The following is a 19,869-nucleotide window of genomic DNA, read 5'->3' on the forward strand; positions in this document are numbered from 1 at the left end:
GCTATGGAACTTCTCCTTCTTGTCTGGCGTCAGTATCGCTGGCCTTTTGTCGGTGTGCTCGCGCTTACCCTCCTGAGCGCCGCGTTTGGTATCGGCCTGATTGCTTTTATTAACCAGCGGCTGATTGAAACGGTGGATATATCACTGACCGTGTTACCGGAGTTTCTCGGTCTGTTGCTGTTATTGATGGCGGTGACGCTGGGATCGCAACTGGCGCTGACTACGCTCGGTCACCATTTTGTCTTCCGTCTGCGCAGTGAATTTATCAAACGTATTCTCGACACCCCGGTCGAACGCATTGAACAACTGGGTAGCGCCGCGCTGCTGGCCGGTCTGACCAGCGATGTGCGTAATATCACCATCGCCTTTGTGCGCCTGCCGGAACTGGTGCAGGGCATTATTCTGACTGTCGGTTCCTGTATCTACCTGGCGATGCTCTCTGGCAAGATGCTGCTGATCACTGTGCTGTGGATGGCGCTGACTATCTGGGGCGGGTTCGTGCTGGTGTCGCGTGTGTACAAACATATGGCGAGGCTGCGCGAAACAGAAGACAAGTTGTACAACGATTTCCAGACCGTGCTGGAAGGGCGCAAAGAGCTGAACCTCAACCGCGAACGCGCGGAACACATTTTCGAAAAGATGTATCTGCCGGATGCGCGTGAGTATCGCCATCATATTATTCGCGCCGATACGTTCCATTTAAGCGCGGTAAACTGGTCGAACATTATGATGCTGGGGGCAATCGGCCTGGTGTTCTGGATGGCAAACAGCCTCGGCTGGGCGGATACCAATGTCGCCGCAACGTATTCCCTGACCCTGCTGTTTTTGCGCACGCCGCTGTTGTCAGCAGTGGGTGCCTTGCCCACGCTGCTCAGTGCGCAGGTGGCTTTCAAAAAGCTAAAACAGTTTGCGCTGGCCCCCTATAAAGCCGGGTTTCCCCGCCCGCAGGCTTTCCCGAACTGGCAAACGCTGGAGCTGCGCAATGTCACCTTTAAATATCAGGACAACGACTTCGCGATTGGTCCCGTCAATATGACGCTGAATCGCGGCGAGCTGGTGTTTTTGATTGGCGGCAACGGCAGCGGCAAGTCGACGCTGGCGATGCTGTTAACCGGGCTGTATCAGCCGGTTTCCGGCGAGATCCTGCTTGATGGCAAACCGATGGTGCAGGATAAACCGGAAGATTACCGTAAATTATTTTCGGCGGTTTTTACCGATGTCTGGCTGTTTGACGACCTGCTGGGGCCGGAAGGCAAGCAGGCGGATCCGGCGCTGGTGGAAAAGTGGCTTGAGCAACTGAAAATGTCGCACAAGCTGGAGCTAAACAACGGCAAGATCCTCAATCTGAAGCTGTCGAAAGGGCAGAAAAAACGCGTCGCGTTGCTGCTGGCACTGGCGGAAGAGCGCGATATTTTGCTGCTGGATGAATGGGCGGCGGATCAGGACCCCCATTTCCGCCGCGATTTCTACCAGGTCTTACTCCCGTTAATGCAGCAGATGGGCAAAACCATTTTTGCCATCAGCCATGACGATCACTACTTCGTGCATGCCGATCGCCTGCTGGAGATGCGCAACGGCCAGCTTACCGAGTTGGTGGGTGAAGAGCGTGCGCACGCTTCCCGCGACGCAGTAGCACGTACCGCCTGACAAAAACGCCCCTTCTGCCGAGGGGGCTTTCGCTGGTTTTTTATCCAAACGCCTGCGTTGTTTATTATTTTTTACAAAACCTACCGCTATGCTTAAGGCTACGTCGCTCTGGCTTCGGAGCGCTTTGCCACACTCAGGGACCGGCCAATGCCAGTTATCAAAAAAAACAGCGTCAAACTGCGCGACGAAGAGCGTGCGCGGCTGATTTGGCTGCTCACCACCCATAAACCGCTCACCGCCGCGCTGCTTGGCGAAATCACGCTGGTCGAGCAGGTCGATAGTGCCGAGCTTGAGCACGATCTCGCCGAAGTGAAAGTGCTGGTTTCGCATCTGCCGCCCCCGGATTTGGCTGACACCCTTGAAGCGCTGCCAGTGGTTGAACGCCACGCGTTATGGCGGCTAATCGATGATGATAAGCGTGGCAAAGTGCTGCTGGAAGCGTCCGAAAACGTCTGGGATGACCTGATCGATGAGATGAGCGACCGTGCGCTGTTGGACGCGCTCGATACGCTGGATATCGATGAGCAAATCTGGCTGGTGCAGCATCTGCCGCGTAACCTCACCGGGCGATTGATGGCGACATTGCCGCCGTCAGAGCGCGCCCGTATGCGACAGGTCATGCGCTATGGCAAAAATTGCGTCGGCGCAATTATGGCGTTTGAAGTCATCACTGTCCGCTCGGAAGTCACGCTGGCGGCTGTCCAGCGCTATCTGCGCCGTCTCGGTAAAATGCCGGAGAACACCGATAAACTGTTTGTTATCGGACGTGATAACCGGCTAATGGGTGAGCTTGGGCTGCAAACTATCCTGCTTAACGCCGCCGGACGGCGGGTGAGCGAGGTGATGGATGCCGATCCGGTCACCTTCTCACCCGAAGACGAAGCGGAAAAAGTGGCGCGCACCTTCGAGCGTGACAACTTACTCAGTGCGGCGGTGGTGGATGAAAACGGCATGCTGATGGGGCGTTTGACCATCGATGAAATCGTTGATGTGGTGTACGAAGAGACCGACAACGATATGCGCCAGATGGGGGGCTTAAGCACCGAGGAAGATGTTTTCGCCCCGGTAAGTAAAGCGGTGAAAACCCGCTGGGTATGGCTGGCAACCAACTTGTGTACTGCGTTTATCGCATCACGTGTCATTGATGGTTTCGAACACACCATTTCGCAACTGGTGGCGCTGGCGTCGCTGATGCCGATTGTCGCTGGCATCGGCGGCAATACGGGTAATCAAACCATAACCATGATCGTTCGCGCATTGGCTTTGCAGAACATTCAGCCGGGAAACTTTACCTTTCTTATACTGCGTGAAATGGGCGTGGCGCTGATTAACGGTCTGGTGTGGGGCGGGATTATGGGCGGTGTCACCTGGTGGCTGTACGACGATGCGGCGCTGGGCGGCGTGATGACGCTGGCAATGGTGCTGAACCTGCTGATGGCGGCGCTAATGGGAGTATTAATCCCGATGGTGATGACCCGGCTGGGGCGCGACCCCGCGGTCGGCTCCAGCGTGATGATCACCGCCATTACCGATACCGGCGGCTTCTTTATTTTTCTTGGGCTGGCGACGATTTTTTTGCTGTAAACAGGTTCTTTTCCCGCAGCGCCGCTGGCGTAATCGCCAGCGTAACCAGCCCGGCAACAACGCCGATGGCCAGATTACCGGTGCTGACGGTGGCAACCACGGTGACCAGCATCACCAGCGTTTCAACAACCGGCGCTCGCATTAGCGTCACAGGTTGCAAACTGGTCCAGTTAAAGGTCTTACACGCGACAATCGCCATAATCCCGGCTAATACCACCATCGGGATTTTCGCCATCACATTGCTTAATGCTGTTACCAGCAACAACAGCACCAGCGCAGCAGCAAGGGTCGAGATACGCGTGCGCCCTTTGCCCATCTCCACGTTGACAATGGTCTGGCCGATCATGGCGCAGCCTGCAATGCCGCCGTAGAAACCTGCCAGAATGTTCGCGATCCCAAGCCCGGTGCTTTCCCGGCTTTTATTCGATGGCGAATGTGTCAGATCGTCGACCAATTTGGCGGTCAGCAGCGACTCCATCAGGCCGACAAACGCGATACTCAGCGCACACGGCCAGACAATGCTCAGCGTATGTAGATTCAATGGCACCAGCCATTGCGTCAGGCCTGGCAAACCGCCCTGCATAGAACCTTCATCCCCCACGGTGGGTAGCAACTGACCGGTAAAAACGGTGAACGCCGTGAGCAGCACAATCGCCACCAGCGGTGCAGGAATACTTTTAACCCAGCGCGGGAGCCACAGCACAATCAGAATGGTGAGGGCGAACAGCGCCAGAATCAGGGGATCTTTATGCCAGAAATGCGGCACCTGAGCGAAGAAAATCAAAATTCCCAGTGCATTAACAAAACCGGTCATCACAGCGTGTGGGATAAAGCGCATCAGCCGGGACATTCCGCTTAAACCGAACAAAATCTGGATCACGCCGGCGAGTAAAACTGCGGGCAAAATGTATTCCACACCGTTTTGATGAACCATCGGACCGATAACCAACGCGACTGATCCCGCCGCCGCCGTGACCATTGCCGGACGCCCGCCGAGCAAAGACATGCTAAAACAAAGCACTACTGAGGCTATCAGGCTTACTTTCGGGTCAACGCCTGCGATAACAGAAAACGAGATAACTTCCGGGATTAGCGCCAGCGCGGTAATAACGCCTGCCAGAACTTCGCGGGTAAAAAACTGTGGTGAGCTTAGGAGGTGGCTTACGCGCAGTACAGAATGGGTTGATTTTTCAGTCATAAAGATTCGCAGGTGGGATGCGAGAAAAGCAGTGACAAACGGCATCCCTGCATTCGGCAAAGCGGGGGATGATAGCAGATTTCCGAGCAGAGTGACCAGCAATAAGTGTTAAATATAATGCAAAAAATCAACTTATTAGTAACATTAATACAATGAATATTTAATGTTTAAACATTATTTAAATCTCACTTTTTAAGTGCTACGTTAGGGGTGCTAACTACTTTACCCTCAATAAATGCGAATAAAGCAGCACTAAAAGTAAGGCAATATCATCATGAAAAAAATGACTGCCAGGCTGTTTTCGATGGCTGTCGGGCTTAATGCTGTCTCAAAAGCAGCAAAAATGTCCGCATCGAAAGAGCAGGAAACAGATGTGCTTTTAATCGGTGGTGGGATCATGAGCGCCACGTTGGGAACCTGGTTGCAGGATCTCGAACCCACCTGGTCGATTACTATGGTGGAACGGCTGGATGCCCTGGCGGAAGAGAGCTCGAACGGCTGGAACAATGCCGGAACCGGGCATGCCGCCTTAATGGAACTGAATTACACCCCACGCAGCGCGGACGGCTCTGTCAGTATTAAAAAAGCGATTGAAATCAACGAAGCCTTTCGTATCTCTCGCCAGTTCTGGGCGCATCAGGTGAAAACCGGTGTGTTGCGCGAACCGCGTTCATTTATTAATACCGTGCCGCATATGAGCCTCGTCTGGGGCGACGATAACGTGAACTTCCTGCGTGCGCGCTACAAAGCGTTGCAGCAGTGTTCCCTGTTCCGCGGTATGCGCTATTCCGAAGATGCCGAACAGATCAAACAGTGGGCACCACTGGTGATGGAAGGGCGCGATGCCGGGCAAAAAATTGCCGCCACGCGTACCGAAATCGGCACCGATGTGAACTTTGGCGAACTGACGCGCCAGATGATTGGTTCATTGCAGAAAAAAGAGAACTTCGCTTTGCAACTGGGCACTGAAGTGCGCGGCCTCAAACGCAATGCTGATAATAGCTGGAATGTGACGCTGCATAACCTGCAAACCGGCGCGGAACAGGTCATCAAGGCGAAGTTTATTTTTATTGGTGCCGGTGGCGCCGCGCTGAAGTTGTTGCAGGCATCCGGAATTCCGGAAGCAGCAGACTATGCGGGCTTCCCGGTTGGCGGGCAGTTCCTCGTGGCGGAAAACCCGGCAGTGGTCAATCACCATCTGGCGAAAGTCTACGGCCAGGCCACCGTGGGCGCGCCGCCCATGTCGGTACCGCATATTGATACGCGCATTATCGATGGCAAACGCGTGCTGTTGTTCGGGCCATTCGCCACGTTTTCGACGCGTTTTCTGAAAAACGGTTCTCTGTGGGATCTGCTGCGTTCGACTAACTCGTCGAATATTCTGCCAATGCTGACCGTGGGGATGACCAACTTCAGCCTGGTGAAATATCTGGTTAACCAGGTGCTACAAAATGAGGACGACCGCTTCGATGCGCTGCGCGAGTACTATCCGCTGGCGCAGAAAGAGGACTGGCGTTTGTGGCAGGCGGGTCAGCGCGTGCAGATTATTAAGCGCGAAACGGGCAAGGGCGGTGTTTTACGTCTCGGAACCGAAGTTGTGAGCGATAAAGAGGGCACTATTGCTGCGCTGCTTGGCGCGTCACCAGGCGCCTCAACAGCAGCGCCAATCATGCTGGAGCTGATGGAGAAAGTGTTCGCTGAGCATTTCGCTTCTGATGCCTGGCAGACAAAACTGAAAGAGATTATTCCCTCTTTTGGCACCGAGCTGAATGGCAATATTGAAGCCGCCGACCAGGAGCTGCGCTACACCAGCGAGATCCTCGGCCTGAAATGCGACGAGTCGCTGGTGGCAGATATTACGCCGCCGGTGCAAAAACCGACAACACAGCCGCACAACGATGGCGAGCAGGTTGCGGATATCGCGCTGTAAATGCTTTTGCAAAATGAAAATCCCGGCAAAATCGCCGGGATTTTTTTATGTATAAAGCAGATTAATTACGTTGGTATTTCACGTGGAAGAAGTAGTTAATCGTTTTCTGCCTGCAATTACTTCTCACTATAATTAATATTGATCCTAAATAATTTCAACGAGAAATAAAAATTAACGATTCAGATATTCCTGATATATGGCTTAAGTCGTGGCGTTTTCCTGTTAGAATCGCCAGTCTTTCAAGACGGTGCGATAAATATGAACAGGATTGTTCTATAGGTAAACATAATGACCTCTAAAATAAATAAGCTGATTAGTTCAGCACTGAATAATTCAAGCGCAAATGAAGCGGCACAGGCACTTAAAATGGCTGCCAGCAGCATGCAGAAAGAGGGACTGAATCCGAAAGACTTTTTGGCCTCGAAAGATGAACGGAATGCCGAGCTGGAATTACTGAGATCTGAATATGCTGATTTGCAACAAACATGTGAAAGTATGCGCCATGCCACCTTGCGCCTGGAGCGTGAGTTAGACGCTGCCAGAAAAGGCGGAGGCAATTATGCTGATCTGCGTGAAGCCAAGGAACTTGCTATAAAATGGCACCGTATCTCGCAAGAATACGAGGCACATTTAAACGTATTGGGCCCGACTGCGGCTGCGGCGCAGGAAACCATAAAACGGCAAGGCGAAAAGCTGAGCGACTTGCGCGGTTGGGTAAAGACCCTGATTTTATTAACAGGAGTAGCCTCTGTTGGTGGTTATGTTTTTGGCGGTGCTGCTGCGAATAATTCAATGAACGAGAGTATTGATGCGTTGCGCTTACAACTAGACAATAAAGATGAAAAGATAGCTGCGCTTCAAAAACAGATCCAAATCTCGGCAGCTAAACCCACCGCTAAACGTAAAACAGAGCAGCCGCAAGATAGTAACCAGAATAAGAAAGCGAATATATTTGATCAATTCGATGACAATTCTATGGATAGCAAACTTACCGCGCAAGGCTCATATGGGCGCAAAGGAATATATAATTTAAAAGCGGATTGTGTGAATGCTCACGGTAATATATTTAGCCCACAATGGAAAGTAGATATCAATAATTTTTTGGTTGAAGAGTCAACGCACATTCTACCTGATGGCTATTCGCTCTCTTTGCCGGACAAATCCGTTCCAGGAGTCGGACAAAAATTCAAACTGACCTATCAGGGCGGGAGTGTTGTCAATTGCACGGTGGTTGACGCTTCGTAATAGCCTGCTTTTAGTAACAAGCCACATGTTTTACCTTGGGCAAATCGCAGGCAAAAAAAACCAACCGCAATGGGTTGGTTTTCCTGGGATTTTTTGGTCGGCACGAGAGGATTTGAACCTCCGACCCCTGACACCCCATGACAGTGCGCTACCAGGCTGCGCTACGTGCCGACGTGTGGCGCTAATAGTACCCTTTTCATAGCTGATTGCAAGCTAAGGGCACGCTGAGTGATTCATAATTAATCAATCAGTTAGCGATAAAACGTTTTTCATCCGTCAGAACCTGCAGCAGCAAACTGAGTTGCGGTTTCTGATCGCGAATTTTCTCACCCTGCGCATTCCAGGTCTGGTAATTCCCATTCTGGTTCAGCACCAGCGTCAATTCCGGCGTGGTAATCGCCAGTACGTCGCTATCCGCAGCGGTTACCCAGTTATGACGGCGCGTGGCGGTAAACAGATCCTGTCCTTGTGAATACTCGCTTGCCGGCGTGCTGACATGCAACAGGCGCTGCATCAGCGTGGTCATGATGTCTTTATGATCCGTTAACTTGCTAATGCGTTGTGCCGGCGTCCCCGGCCAGTGCACAACCAGCGGCACCTGTAACCGGCTGCGTGACCAGTCAAAATGATTATCTTCTTTGCTTTCCGGAACGCCGTGTCCGGCGGTAATAATCACCACCGTGTCATCAAGCTTACCGGAGGCGCGCAGGGCATCCAGCACGCGGGCGATTTGATCGTCGACACTGGCCGCCGCTTTGCCATATTTCCGGGCGAAGCCTGGCTGCGACATATCAACGGACGCTGTGCCGTTTAGCGAAATCCATGAGAACCAGCGGTTATCTTCCTGCGCATAATGCCCCAGCCAGCTAATCCACTGGTCGGCGGTTTGCTCATCGCTCTGCACTTTTGCCGCAGGCAGCGAAAAATCAGATAGCAGCGCCTGGCGATAGAGTGGGCTGCTAAAACCATCGGAAGAGAACAGCCCGAGTTGATAACCCTGCTGGTTAAAAGCGGTAATAAGCGCCGCCGGAATACGCGCCGACAGCACGCCATCCATATAACTTGGCGAGATGCCATAAAACAGGCCGAAATAGCCGCCGTCAGCGCTATTGCCAGAACTCATATGCTGCGTAAATGTGACGTTTTGCTGAGCGAAGCTCGCCAGTTGCGGCATCTGTTTCTCATAACGTGAATAGTTGAGACCGTCGACGGTAATCAACAATACGTTCTGGCCGGAACCCATATCCTGGTAACGCAAATCACTTAGCGGATACTGTACCGATACCGCTTCCGGGTTGCCTTGCTCAACAAGGCGACGCTGGTAATCCTGCGCATCCAGCAGCCCATGTTTTTCCAGAAAACGACGCGCGGTCATCGGGTAGGAGAGCGGCAGATTCGCCCGCTGCATGGTAATGGGGCGATAGAAATTGGCGTCGGCCCAAATGTACATCACGTGAGTGGCAATAAAGGCGACGAAGAAAAAAGCGGCCAACGGTTTGGCAAAGTGGCGACGCCGGGTAAGACTGCGCAGTTTCTGCCAGCTCCAGGTCGCAAACAACATCTCAATCAGCAGGATCACCGGTACGCTGATAAACATTAATTGCCAGTCGCGCGCGGTTTCGTTCTGGTCCGGGTTAATGACCAGTTCCCAGACGATCGGGTTGAGATGCAGGTGAAAACGGGTAAACACTTCGCTGTCGATCAGCAACAGCGTCATGCCAGCGGTTGCCAGCAGCGCGGACAGCACGCGCATCAGCCGCTGGGACATCACAATAAATGTCAGTGGAAACAGCACCAGCAGATAGGTGGCGAACACCAAAAAACTAAAATGCCCGACCACGCTCAGGTAGGAATAAATACGCCCGGAGAGGGTGGTCGGCCAGTCGGCAACAAACAGATAACGGCTACCGAGCACGATGGACAACAGAATGTTGAACAACGCGAACCAGTGCCCCCAGCTTACCATCTGGGAGACTTTTTCACGGTAGCGCTGACGATTGGTCACCATAAACTGTCGCTATTTCCCTTAATGCGCCTGGTCGTCGCCGATGGACGATTGTAACGCCTGCGCGAAAGACTTCGCGATAGCCTGACGCTGTGCGGGGGCGACGCTGGTGTTAATCAGGTTCGTCACCATATTGCCCAACACCATCAGGGATAGATCGGTCGGTGCTTTGTGTTTTTCCAGTACGTTAGCCAGCTCACTCAGAAGCTTTTCAACGTGTTCATCACTGTAGCGGGAGATTTGTGGCATAAATCGAAATCAGTCTGTTCATGAAAGGGCAACATATTACCGTAGCAACAGCTTTTTTTCTGCTTTTTTATCAGCAGTTGCACAGTCGCGTTGGTGGTGGTTGAATACCGCCGGTCTAAAAGGAGAGTTTATCATGAGTCTGGACATCAACCAGATTGCCCTGCACCAGCTTATCAAACGTGATGAGCAAACCCTCGAACTGGTGCTGCGCGATTCTTTGCTGGAACCCACCGCGCCTGTCGAAGAGATGGTCGCTGAATTACACCGGGTTTACAGTGCGAAAAATAAAGCCTACGGCCTGTTTAATGATGAGAGCGAGCTGGCACAAGCGCTGCGTCTTCAGCGCCAGGGTGAAGAAGAGTTTCTGGCCTTCAGCCGTGCGGCAACCGGGCGCTTACGTGATGAACTGGCAAAATATCCGTTCGCTGATGGCGGTATTGTGCTTTTCTGCCACTACCGTTACCTGGCGGTGGAATATCTGCTGATCGCGGTGCTGAACAACTTAAGCAGCATGCGTGTTAATGAACATCTGGATATCAGCTCTACACACTATCTGGATATTAACCATGCGGATATTGTCGCGCGTATCGATCTCACGGAGTGGGAAACCAATCCGGAGTCGACCCGCTACCTGACATTTCTGAAAGGCCGGGTAGGGCGAAAAGTCGCCGACTTCTTTATGGATTTCCTCGGGGCTAGCGAAGGGCTGAACGCCAAAGCGCAGAACCGCGGGTTGTTGCAAGCGGTGGACGATTTTACCGCCCAGGCGGAGCTGGACAAATCAGAACGCCAGACGGTGCGCCAGCAGGTTTACACCTACTGTAACGAGCAGTTGCAGGCGGGCGAAGAGATTGAACTGGCCTCGCTCTCCAAAGAACTGGCTGGCGTGAGCGAAGTCAGTTTCGAGGAGTTTACTGCAGGTCAGGGCTACGAACTGGAAGAGAGCTTCCCGGCGGATCGCAGCACGCTGCGTCAGCTGACTAAATATGCCGGTAGCGGTGGTGGCCTGACCATCAATTTCGATGCTTTACTGCTCGGTGAGCGCATTTTCTGGGATCCGGCGACCGATACGCTGACCATTAAAGGTACGCCGCCGAATCTGCGCGACCAGCTGCAACGCCGTTTGTCCGGCGGGAAGTGATCCTCTGAACCTGCCCGTGTGGGCAGGTTGTCTGTTTTACGCCCCCACGGGAGCCCTTAACCCGGGTATCGATTTCACATTACTGCGCGCGAACATTGCTCAACCAGCTTAAATGCGAGCTGGCAGTGAAAGAGGACGATTCGCGTATGGGCGGGCCAGCCGCTTATCGATAGCGAGCGGGCATAAAAAAAACCCCGCCGGAGCGGGGTTTCTTCAACTTGTCGGCGATTAAGCGCGAACGAAGTCGATGTGGTTCAGTTTGGCTTTGTACGGGTGACGTTGTACAGCCTGAACTTTCACTTTTACTTCTTTGCCATCAACAGCGATGGTCAGAACTTCGCTATAGAACTCAGCTTTCGCCTGCATGTTCCACAGTTTGTCGTGATCCAGTTCGATAGCGATTGGCGCTTCAGTTCCACCGTAAACGATAGCCGGGAACTTGTTCGCTGTGCGCAGGCGGCGGCTCGCACCCTTACCCTGCTCTTTACGTACTTCTGCGTTAATAGTAAACATTTGAATCTCTCTTAAATAATCCTGTTACAGGCGACCCAGCAACAGGCAGATGATCGGCTTTGCGGATGCAAAAGCGGGCGGTATTCTATCCCTGAATGTTCGATACATCAATCAAAAGCGCGTTTATCCCCGTAATTCATGTGCCCGCCGGAAACGCCCTTCATAATCGAACACTTTTTCCCGCACTTGCCAGTACTGGCCTTTCATCCGCGCGACGACGAAATCAGGGTGGCGTAACAACGCCTGCTGCGCCACGATATCCGCCGCGACAATCCAGCGCAGTGGCACGCCTGGCGTGCGAGTGTGTGGGCGAATAAAGAGTTGCTCAAAGGCGGTGCGTTGCGCGGCGGTTTGCAGGCGGAAGCGCTCACTGACATCCGCGCCATCCTCATCGTAATAGGTGATTTTCAGCCATTCGCCTTTATCATCCGCGCCCTGTTGCAACGTCATACCACTACAGCGCAGCACCAGCGCATCCTTCAGTTTCAGCGCCGCTTTTAGCATATCGTCCGGGTCGACCAGCACCGTATCGCAGGTACGACAACGGCGGGCGGCGATATCATTTTCTGCGTTGCATTGCGGGCAGTTTTTAAAGCGAAAGCGGAAATCGCACTGTTCGCGGTGGCCGTCATCATCTTCCAGCCAGCCCTGGCAACGGCGACCAAAATGTTCAATCAGCGTGCCGTCGGCGGTGGTTTTTCCCCAAAAGGTATTGGCAAAACCGCACGCCGGACAGAACACTTGCACCGGCACATTATCGCTTTTACCTTTTGGCGCACCGATTTCCGGGGCGTAGAGATCGTGCGGGTTGCCTGCGTAGTCAAGGATTAAACAGTCAGTTTTTCCCGGCGCGAGGCGCAGGCCGCGACCAACAATTTGCTGATACAGACTGACGGATTCGGTCGGGCGCAGAATAGCTATCAAATCCACATGTGGCGCATCAAAGCCTGTTGTCAGTACCGCTACGTTTACCAGAAAGCGAAATTGCTGATTTTTGAAGGCTTCGATTAAGGCATCACGCTGTGAACCGGGGGTGTCACCGGTGATCAGCGCCGCATCATCGGCAGGTAACAAGCCGGTTATCTCGCGCGCGTGTTCGACTGTGGCGGCAAAAATCATCACCCCTTTGCGCGTCTGTGCAAATTCGACAATCTGGCTAACAATATGAGGCGTAATGCGCTGCTGCTTTTTCAGTTCGCGGTTCAAATCCGCTTCGCTAAAAAGACCATTACTTTGCGTCTGCAAACGGCTGAAATCGTACTGCACTACCGGCATATCCAGCCGTTCCGGCGGGGTCAGGTAGCCGTGCTTAATCATGTAGCGCAGCGGCAGTTCATAAATGCAGTCGCGAAACAACGCTTTTTCATCACCGCGGACCATGCCGTGATAATGAAAGCGGTAAATCCAGCCTTTACCGAGGCGAAAAGGTGTCGCCGTCAGGCCCAGCAAACGCAGATGAGGGTTCACTTCGCGCAAATGGCTGAGGATTTGCTGATACTGGCTGTTATCGTCGTCGCCAATGCGGTGGCATTCATCGACCACCAGCAGGGAAAATTCGCCCTGAAACTGCGGCAGATTACGCGCAACGGACTGAACGCTGCCAAACACCACTTTGCCGTGGCTCTGTTTGCTTTTAAGCCCGGCGGCGAAAATATCGGCCTCCAGCCCAAGCGCGACATATTTCGCGTGGTTTTGCGCTACCAGCTCTTTAACGTGCGCCAGCACCAATACACGCCCGCGCGCAAGCCGCGCCAGTTCGGCGATAACCAGGCTCTTTCCTGCACCGGTGGGCAGTACAATGACTGCAGGTTCGGCATGTTGACGGAAGTGGGCGAGGGTGGCATCCACGGCTTCGCGTTGATAGGGGCGTAAGGTAAAAGTCATTATCTCGCAGGGGTTACACATTCACACTGCACAGTATGCCACGAATCTTTCCTTTGAGCGGTCTATGATGCTCGTTATACTGTTTGGGTACTCATTTCTGTTTTCGGGCGCATTGCCCGCACCCAGCACCATACAGGCAAAAAAATTTCATGCGACTTGATAAGTTTATCGCTCAGCAACTCGGCGTCAGCCGCGCTATTGCCGGGCGTGAAATCCGCGGCCAGCGCGTTACGGTCAATGGTGAGATCGTCAGAGACACCGCCTTTAAATTGCAACCCGAACACGAGGTTGAATACGACGGTAATTCGCTCGTTCAGCAGAATGGCCCACGCTACTTTATGCTGCACAAACCGGAAGGTTACGTCTGCTCGACGGACGATCCGGATCATCCGACGGTACTCTATTTCCTTGATGAACCGGTGGCGCATAAGCTGCACGCGGCGGGGCGCCTGGATATTGATACCACCGGTCTGGTATTGATGACTGACGATGGTCAATGGTCGCACCGCATTACTTCGCCGCGCCATCACTGCGAAAAAACCTATCTGGTGACGCTTGAATCGCCGGTGGCCGATGACACCGCTGAGCAATTTGCCCGTGGCGTACAGTTGCATAATGAAAAAGATCTCACCAAGCCTGCGGTGCTGGAAGTTATCACGCCAACACAAGTGCGTCTGACCATCAGCGAAGGGCGTTATCACCAGGTCAAACGGATGTTCGCCGCCGTCGGCAACCATGTAGTAGGCCTGCACCGTGAGCGCATCGGTGCGATTGAGCTTGACGCGGATCTCGAACCGGGCGAATACCGGCCATTAACCGAAGACGAAATTGCCAGCGTTGGCATGCCACCCCGCTAATTCAGGAGATTTACGTGACCCGCAGGCCACACTCATCACTGAGCATTGTGTTTATTCTTGGCCTGCTGGCCATGCTGATGCCGTTATCCATCGATATGTATCTGCCTGCGCTGCCGGTGATTGCCGAACAGTTTGGCGTTCCGGCGGGCAGCGCGCAGATGACGCTGAGTACCTATATTCTGGGCTTTGCGGTCGGTCAGTTGTTATACGGGCCGATGGCCGACAGCATCGGGCGTAAGCCGGTCATTCTCGGCGGCACGCTGGTTTTTGCCGCCGCTGCCGTTGCCTGTGCCCTGGCACAGAGCATTGAGCAATTGATTACCATGCGCTTTTTTCATGGTCTTGCGGCGGCAGCGGCAAGCGTGGTGATTAACGCGCTGATGCGCGATATTTACCCACGTGAAGAGTTCTCCCGCATGATGTCGTTTGTCATGCTGGTGACGACCATTGCGCCGCTGCTGGCCCCGATGATTGGCGGCGCGGTATTGGTCTGGTTCGACTGGCACGCCATTTTCTGGATCCTGGCGATTGCCGCATTGCTGGTCTCGGCAATGATTGTCTTTTTTATCCGCGAAACGCTTCCGGTTGAAAAACGGCAAAAATTCCATTTCCGCACCACGCTTGGTAACTTCGCGTCGCTGTTTCGCCATAAACGCGTACTGAGCTATATGCTGGCGAGCGGTTTCAGCTTTGCCGGTATGTTCTCTTTTCTCAGCGCCGGGCCGTTTGTCTATATCGAAATTAACCATATCTCACCGCAGGACTTTGGTTACTACTTTGCGCTGAACATCGTGTTCCTGTTTGTGACGACGATGATTAATGGCCGCATCGTTCGCCGTGTTGGTGCCTTAAACATGTTCCGCAGCGGGCTGTGGGTGCAATTTGCCATGGCGTTGTGGATGGTAGTGACGGCGCTGCTGGATGTCGGTTTTTGGTCGCTGGTGCTGGGCGTTGCGGCGTTTGTCGGCTGCGTTGCGCTGGTGGCTTCAAACGCGATGGCGGTGATCCTGGATGAGTTTCCGCACATGGCGGGCACGGCATCATCACTGGCGGGGACGTTCCGTTTTGGCATTGGCGCCATTGTGGGTGCGCTGCTGTCGATGGCGACCTTTAACACCGCCTGGCCGATGATTTGGTCAATTACCTTCTGCGCTACCTGCTCGATTCTCTTCTATCTCTACGCCAGCCGGGCGAAAAAATCGGCATAACCCACCTGAATAGGGAGCAGAAACGCTCCCTTTTTTGATACATGTCAACCAGAAACAACTTACCTTTACACGCATTTGTTTATTTTATGTAAAATCTATTCGTGTAAAAAGTCACATCATTGTAGTGAAAAAGGTTGAGTTAGATCGCAGAAACGGGTACATATACCCCGAAACCGGGTCTGTCGCTTACCCATAAAATCCTGAATAAATGAGTGACTACCCCACACGCCGCGCGGGATGCCGTCATTTCTGTGTGGTTGACAGGATGAATTGTCAATAGTGTGTTAATATAAGTGTGAAATATTTGTGAAGTAAAAGTACTTCCGGGGAAAGAACGTGAATACATTACAGCTCTCCATCATCCACCGTCTGCCCCAGTGCTATCGCTGGTCAGATGGTTTTGCAGGTGCCAAAGTTGAACCGATTCCGCAAAATGGTCAGTCAGCGGACGACACGCTTGTCGCCTTAAAACTGTTGAGTCCGGATGGCGACAACGCATGGCCCGTCATGCACAAGCTCAGCCAGGCGCTGAGCGATATCGAAGTGAATTGCTCCGTGCTTGAGTGCGAAGGGGAACCGTGCCTGTTCGTCAACTGCGAGGATGAATTTGCCGCGACGTGCCGCCTGAAAAATTTCGGCGTTGCCATCGCGGAACCCTTCTCAGGACAAAATCCTTTCTGATTTAGCTTAATGCCAGAAGCTGGCGTGTATACGCCTGTGCAGGCGCATCAAACACACGCCGGCACTCTCCTTGCTCCACTACTTCACCCTCTTTCAGCACAATCACTTGATGGCACAAGGTGCGCACAACCTGCAGGTCGTGGCTGATGAAGATGTACGCCAGCCGGTAGGTTTCCTGTAAGGCTTTCAGCAGCGCGAGAATTTGCGCCTGCACCGTGCGATCCAGCGATGATGTCGGCTCGTCGAGAATAATCAGCTCGGGCTTGAGGATCAGCGCGCGGGCGATAGCGATACGCTGGCGCTGGCCGCCGGAAAACTCACCCGGGAAGCGGTGCCGCGTTTCGGCATCCAGCCCGACTTCACGCATCACCTCGATCACACGCTGTTCGCGCTGTTCACGCGAAAGCTCCGGGTGATGCACCCGCAGCCCCTCTTCGATAATCTGCTGCACATTCAGCCTTGGGTTCAGGGCCGAGTTCGGATCCTGAAAGACCACCTGAATGCGATGGCGCACCGGCAGCATCTGCTTGCGGTTCCATTGATGCAGCGGTTTATTATCAAACAGGATCGTCCCGCGCGAGGCCACCAGACGCAGCAACGCTAAGCCGGTGGTACTTTTCCCCGAACCGGATTCCCCCACCAGACCGAGCGTTTCGCCGGGGCGCAACGTAAAGCTAATGTCCTTCACCACCGTGTTGTTATCCACCACGCGCTTAAAGATCCCTTTGCGGACTGGGAAGTTAACGGCGAGATTTTCAACCCGTAACAAGGGCTGTGCATCGGGATGAAGGGCGACGGGTTCGCCGCTGGGCTCGCTATTGAGCAGCTTTTGCGTATACGGATGTGTCGGTGCGCTGAACAAGGTCTGTGCACTGTTTTGCTCGACACAGCGGCCGTTTTGCATCACCGCCACATTGTCCGCCAGCTTACGCACAATGCTTAAATCGTGGGTGATAAACAGCAGCCCCATGTTCAGCTCATCGCGCAGCTCGCGCAATAACGTCAGGATTTGCGCCTGCACGGAGACATCAAGTGCGGTCGTCGGCTCATCGGCAATCAGCAGTTCGGGACGCGTGAGCAGCGCCATTGCGATCATCACGCGCTGGCGCTCACCGCCGGAAAGCTGATGCGGGAAATCGCCCAAACGTGCGCGCGCGTTGCGGATGCCCACGCGATCCAGGCAATCAAGAATTTCTGCCCGCGCCGCTTCACGCCGCATGCCACGATGCAACGAGAGCACTTCATAGAGCTGTTTTTCCAGCGTATGCAGCGGGTTCAGGGAGACCATCGGCTCCTGGAAAATCATGGCGATTTTATTACCGCGCACGCCGCGCAGGGTTCTTTCGCTGGCATGCAATAACGAATCGCCATGAAACAGGATATCGCCGGAAGGGTAAACCACCGGCGGTGAAGGGAGCAGGCGCAAGATCGATAGCGCGCTAACGCTTTTACCGGAACCGGATTCGCCCACCAGCGCCAGCGTTTCGCCCGCCTCAATCCGTAAGGAGAGGTCATTGACGACAGGATGTAGCGTATCACGCTGGCGAAAGGCAATACTCAGCGCATCGACAGAGAGCAGGGGAGTCGCCATTTTACACCGCCTTATTGGGGTCAAACGCGTCGCGCACGGCTTCGCCAATAAAAATCAGCAGCGAAAGCAGCAGCGCGGTAGAAACAAACGCGGCGATACCCAGCCACGGTGCCTGTAAATTATTTTTGCCCTGCAATAACAATTCGCCGAGCGACGGTGAACCGAGCGGCAGACCAAAGCCGAGGAAATCGAGCGAGGTGAGCGTGCCGATCGAGCCACAAAGGATAAACGGCAGGAATGTCAGCGTCGCGACCATCGCATTGGGCAGCATATGACGCAGGATAATGCCGCGATCGCCCACGCCCATGGCCTGCGCGGCGCGGATATAGTCGAAATTACGCGTACGCAGAAATTCGGCACGCACGACGCTCACCAGCGTCATCCAGCCGAACACCACCGTGATGCCGAGAAGCCACCAGAAGCCAGGCTGGATCACACTCGAAAGTAAGATGATTAAAAACAGCGTTGGCAACCCCGACCAGACTTCAATAAAGCGCTGTCCGAGCAGATCGATTTTGCCGCCGTAATAACCCTGTACCGCACCGGCCAGGATACCGATAACGCTGGAAAAGAGGGTTAGCATTAAACCGAACAGTAACGAGATGCGCGTGCCGTAAAGGAGTCGCGCCAGCACATCTCCGCCGTTCGCGTCAGTACCCAGCCAGTTTTGTGCCGAAGGCGGGGAAGGGAAGGGCTGCGTGGAGGCGTAGTTGATGCTGCGCGCACCAAAACGCACCGGTGCCCACAGCACCCATCCATGCTCTTCAAGCTGCTTTTGCAGCCACGGATCCTGGTAATCAGCAGGTGTGGCGAAAGGACCGCCAAAGTCGCTTTCGCTGTAATCTCTCACCACGGGCGCGAACCAGTGCCCCTGATAGCGCACCAGCAGAGGCTTATCGTTAGCCACCAGTTCGGCGCACAGACTCAGAATAAAAATCACCAGGAAAATCCACAGCGACCAGTAGCCGCGGCGGTTATGGCGAAAACGCGCCCAGCGCGCCCGATTGATGTAGCTTAATTGAACCATCAGCGCCCCTCGAAATCGATGCGCGGATCCACCAGCGTATAGGTGATATCACTGAGGATATTCAGCAGCAGGCCGATCAAAGAGAAAATATAGAGTGTGCCAAACATTACCGGGTAATCCCGCGAGACGGTGGCTTCATAACCCAACAGCCCCAGCCCGTTAAGGGAAAAAATCACCTCAATCAGCAACGAACTGGTAAAAAACATGCTGATAAATGTCGCCGGGAAACCGGCAATCACCAGCAGCATGGCGTTACGGAACACATGTTTGCGCATAATATTGCGCTCACTGACACCTTTGGCGCGCGCCGTCACCACATACTGCTTGCGGATCTCGTCAAGGAAGGAGTTTTTGGTCAGCATGGTCAGCGCGGCGAAACCACCAATCACGGTTGCCAGCACCGGTAGAGCGATGTGCCACAAGTAGTCGGTGATTTGCTTATACCACGGCAACGTGTCGAAATTGGTCGACACCAGCCCGCGTAGCGGGAAGAAGTCGTAATAGCTGCCTCCCGCGAAGAAAATAATCAACAAGATGGCAAACAGAAAAGGTGGAATGGCGTAGCCGACAATAATCAGCGCGCTGCTCCAGCTATCAAAGCGGCTACCGTTATAGACCGCTTTGCGAATGCCAAGGGGAATCGACACCAGATAGATAATTAGCGTACCCCACAGGCCAATGGTCACCGAAACCGGCAGGCTGTCTTTAATCAGCTGCAACACCGACGCGCTGCGAAACAGGCTGTCGCCAAAGTCGAAACGCGCATAATCCCACAGCATTTTGAAGTAGCGCTGGTACATCGGTTTATCAAAACCGTAGCGCTTTTTGATCTCTTCAATGACTTGCGGATCAAGGCCGCGACCACCGCGATAGTGGCTGTTATTGCTCAACGCATCGCCGACGCCCGTGCGTGCATGTGTGGCACCCATTCCGCCACCGCCGCTACCGGGGAGGTTGCTTTGATCGCCATACTCAATAGCCGCAATAGCCTGATCGACCGGGCCGCCGGGCGCAATCTGCACGATAAAAAAGTTGATGGTGATAATTGCCCAAATCGTAGGGATGATCAGCAATAACCGGCGAATGAGATACGCGCCCATCTCTTCTCC

16 protein-coding genes and 1 tRNA gene are annotated in these 19,869 nt (G+C 53.7%); 8 read left to right on the forward strand and 9 right to left on the reverse strand.

The window, feature by feature from the left end; genetic code table 11:
• Positions 1-3: 3 nt before the first annotated feature.
• Together M8Q36_RS14070 and mgtE are read left to right on the forward strand one after the other, a co-directional pair.
• Positions 4-1,647: a multidrug ABC transporter permease/ATP-binding protein gene (locus tag M8Q36_RS14070; RefSeq protein WP_249881280.1), complete on the forward strand. Its 1,644-nt coding sequence runs from the start codon at positions 4-6 to the stop codon at positions 1,645-1,647.
• 147 nt (positions 1,648-1,794) lie between these two features.
• The gene (gene mgtE / locus M8Q36_RS14075; protein ID WP_200550372.1) at positions 1,795-3,231 is read left to right on the forward strand and encodes a magnesium transporter; all 1,437 of its coding nucleotides are present in this window, start codon (positions 1,795-1,797) and stop codon (positions 3,229-3,231) included.
• Here mgtE and M8Q36_RS14080 read toward each other — a convergent pair.
• A complete protein-coding gene (locus tag M8Q36_RS14080) occupies positions 3,194-4,429 on the reverse strand; it encodes a SulP family inorganic anion transporter (RefSeq protein WP_249881281.1) in 1,236 nt (411 codons plus the stop codon). The genes mgtE and M8Q36_RS14080 overlap by 38 nt on opposite strands.
• Before the next feature lie 274 nt (positions 4,430-4,703).
• Between M8Q36_RS14080 and mqo the strand changes: the two genes are divergently transcribed.
• Together mqo and M8Q36_RS14090 are read left to right on the forward strand one after the other, a co-directional pair.
• A complete protein-coding gene (mqo, locus tag M8Q36_RS14085) occupies positions 4,704-6,359 on the forward strand; it encodes a malate dehydrogenase (quinone) (protein WP_249881282.1) in 1,656 nt (551 codons plus the stop codon).
• A gap of 288 nt (positions 6,360-6,647) precedes the next feature.
• Positions 6,648-7,604 carry a DUF2786 domain-containing protein gene (locus M8Q36_RS14090; RefSeq protein WP_249881283.1) on the forward strand — a complete coding sequence of 319 codons (957 nt, stop codon included), beginning with the start codon at positions 6,648-6,650 and terminating at the stop codon, positions 7,602-7,604.
• Between the two features lie 94 nt (positions 7,605-7,698).
• Here the strand turns inward: M8Q36_RS14090 and M8Q36_RS14095 are convergent.
• From M8Q36_RS14095 to M8Q36_RS14105, 3 genes are all read right to left on the reverse strand, one after another.
• Positions 7,699-7,775, reverse strand: a tRNA-Pro gene (locus M8Q36_RS14095).
• A gap of 76 nt (positions 7,776-7,851) precedes the next feature.
• Complete coding sequence (yejM, locus tag M8Q36_RS14100; protein ID WP_249881284.1) at positions 7,852-9,612, reverse strand: LPS biosynthesis-modulating metalloenzyme YejM; 1,761 nt, start codon at positions 9,610-9,612, stop codon at positions 7,852-7,854.
• Between the two features lie 18 nt (positions 9,613-9,630).
• Entirely contained in the window at positions 9,631-9,858 is a 228-nt protein-coding gene (locus M8Q36_RS14105) for a YejL family protein (RefSeq protein WP_017458551.1), read from the reverse strand.
• 133 nt (positions 9,859-9,991) lie between these two features.
• Between M8Q36_RS14105 and yejK the strand changes: the two genes are divergently transcribed.
• On the forward strand, positions 9,992-10,999 hold the full coding sequence (gene yejK, locus M8Q36_RS14110) for a nucleoid-associated protein YejK (RefSeq protein ID WP_200550378.1): 1,008 nt from the start codon (positions 9,992-9,994) through the stop codon (positions 10,997-10,999).
• Between the two features lie 228 nt (positions 11,000-11,227).
• On the opposite strand, the gene rplY is transcribed toward yejK, so the two are convergent.
• Both rplY and radD read right to left on the reverse strand, forming a co-directional pair.
• Positions 11,228-11,512 carry a 50S ribosomal protein L25 gene (rplY, locus tag M8Q36_RS14115; protein ID WP_065370493.1) on the reverse strand — a complete coding sequence of 95 codons (285 nt, stop codon included), beginning with the start codon at positions 11,510-11,512 and terminating at the stop codon, positions 11,228-11,230.
• Positions 11,513-11,635: 123 nt separating this feature from the next.
• Positions 11,636-13,396 (reverse strand): DNA repair helicase RadD, encoded by a 1,761-nt coding sequence (radD, locus tag M8Q36_RS14120; RefSeq protein ID WP_249881285.1) that lies wholly within the window; start codon positions 13,394-13,396, stop codon positions 11,636-11,638.
• 149 nt (positions 13,397-13,545) lie between these two features.
• On the opposite strand from radD, the gene rsuA reads away from it, so the two are divergent.
• The 3 genes from rsuA (at position 13,546) to M8Q36_RS14135 (ending at position 16,142) form a co-directional block, all read left to right on the forward strand.
• Positions 13,546-14,253 (forward strand): 16S rRNA pseudouridine(516) synthase RsuA, encoded by a 708-nt coding sequence (gene rsuA / locus M8Q36_RS14125; RefSeq protein WP_249881286.1) that lies wholly within the window; start codon positions 13,546-13,548, stop codon positions 14,251-14,253.
• Positions 14,254-14,267: 14 nt separating this feature from the next.
• Positions 14,268-15,461, forward strand: a complete 1,194-nt coding sequence (locus M8Q36_RS14130) for a Bcr/CflA family multidrug efflux MFS transporter (RefSeq protein ID WP_249881287.1) — start codon at positions 14,268-14,270, stop codon at positions 15,459-15,461.
• A gap of 336 nt (positions 15,462-15,797) precedes the next feature.
• The gene (locus tag M8Q36_RS14135; RefSeq protein ID WP_200550382.1) at positions 15,798-16,142 is read left to right on the forward strand and encodes a YejG family protein; all 345 of its coding nucleotides are present in this window, start codon (positions 15,798-15,800) and stop codon (positions 16,140-16,142) included.
• Position 16,143: 1 nt separating this feature from the next.
• Here the strand turns inward: M8Q36_RS14135 and yejF are convergent, their stop codons facing one another.
• The 3 genes from yejF to M8Q36_RS14150 are packed head-to-tail and all read right to left on the reverse strand — an operon-like array spanning position 16,144 to position 19,860.
• A complete protein-coding gene (yejF, locus tag M8Q36_RS14140; protein WP_249881288.1) occupies positions 16,144-17,733 on the reverse strand; it encodes a microcin C ABC transporter ATP-binding protein YejF in 1,590 nt (529 codons plus the stop codon).
• Position 17,734: 1 nt separating this feature from the next.
• On the reverse strand, positions 17,735-18,760 hold the full coding sequence (locus tag M8Q36_RS14145) for a microcin C ABC transporter permease (RefSeq protein ID WP_249881289.1): 1,026 nt from the start codon (positions 18,758-18,760) through the stop codon (positions 17,735-17,737).
• The gene (locus M8Q36_RS14150) at positions 18,760-19,860 is read right to left on the reverse strand and encodes a microcin C ABC transporter permease YejB (protein WP_017458542.1); all 1,101 of its coding nucleotides are present in this window, start codon (positions 19,858-19,860) and stop codon (positions 18,760-18,762) included. Before M8Q36_RS14150 ends, M8Q36_RS14145 begins: the two co-directional genes overlap by 1 nt.
• Between the last annotated feature and the right edge of the window lie 9 nt (positions 19,861-19,869).

The organism is Kosakonia sp. R1.Fl, assembly GCF_023516815.1.
GTDB lineage: Bacteria > Pseudomonadota > Gammaproteobacteria > Enterobacterales > Enterobacteriaceae > Kosakonia.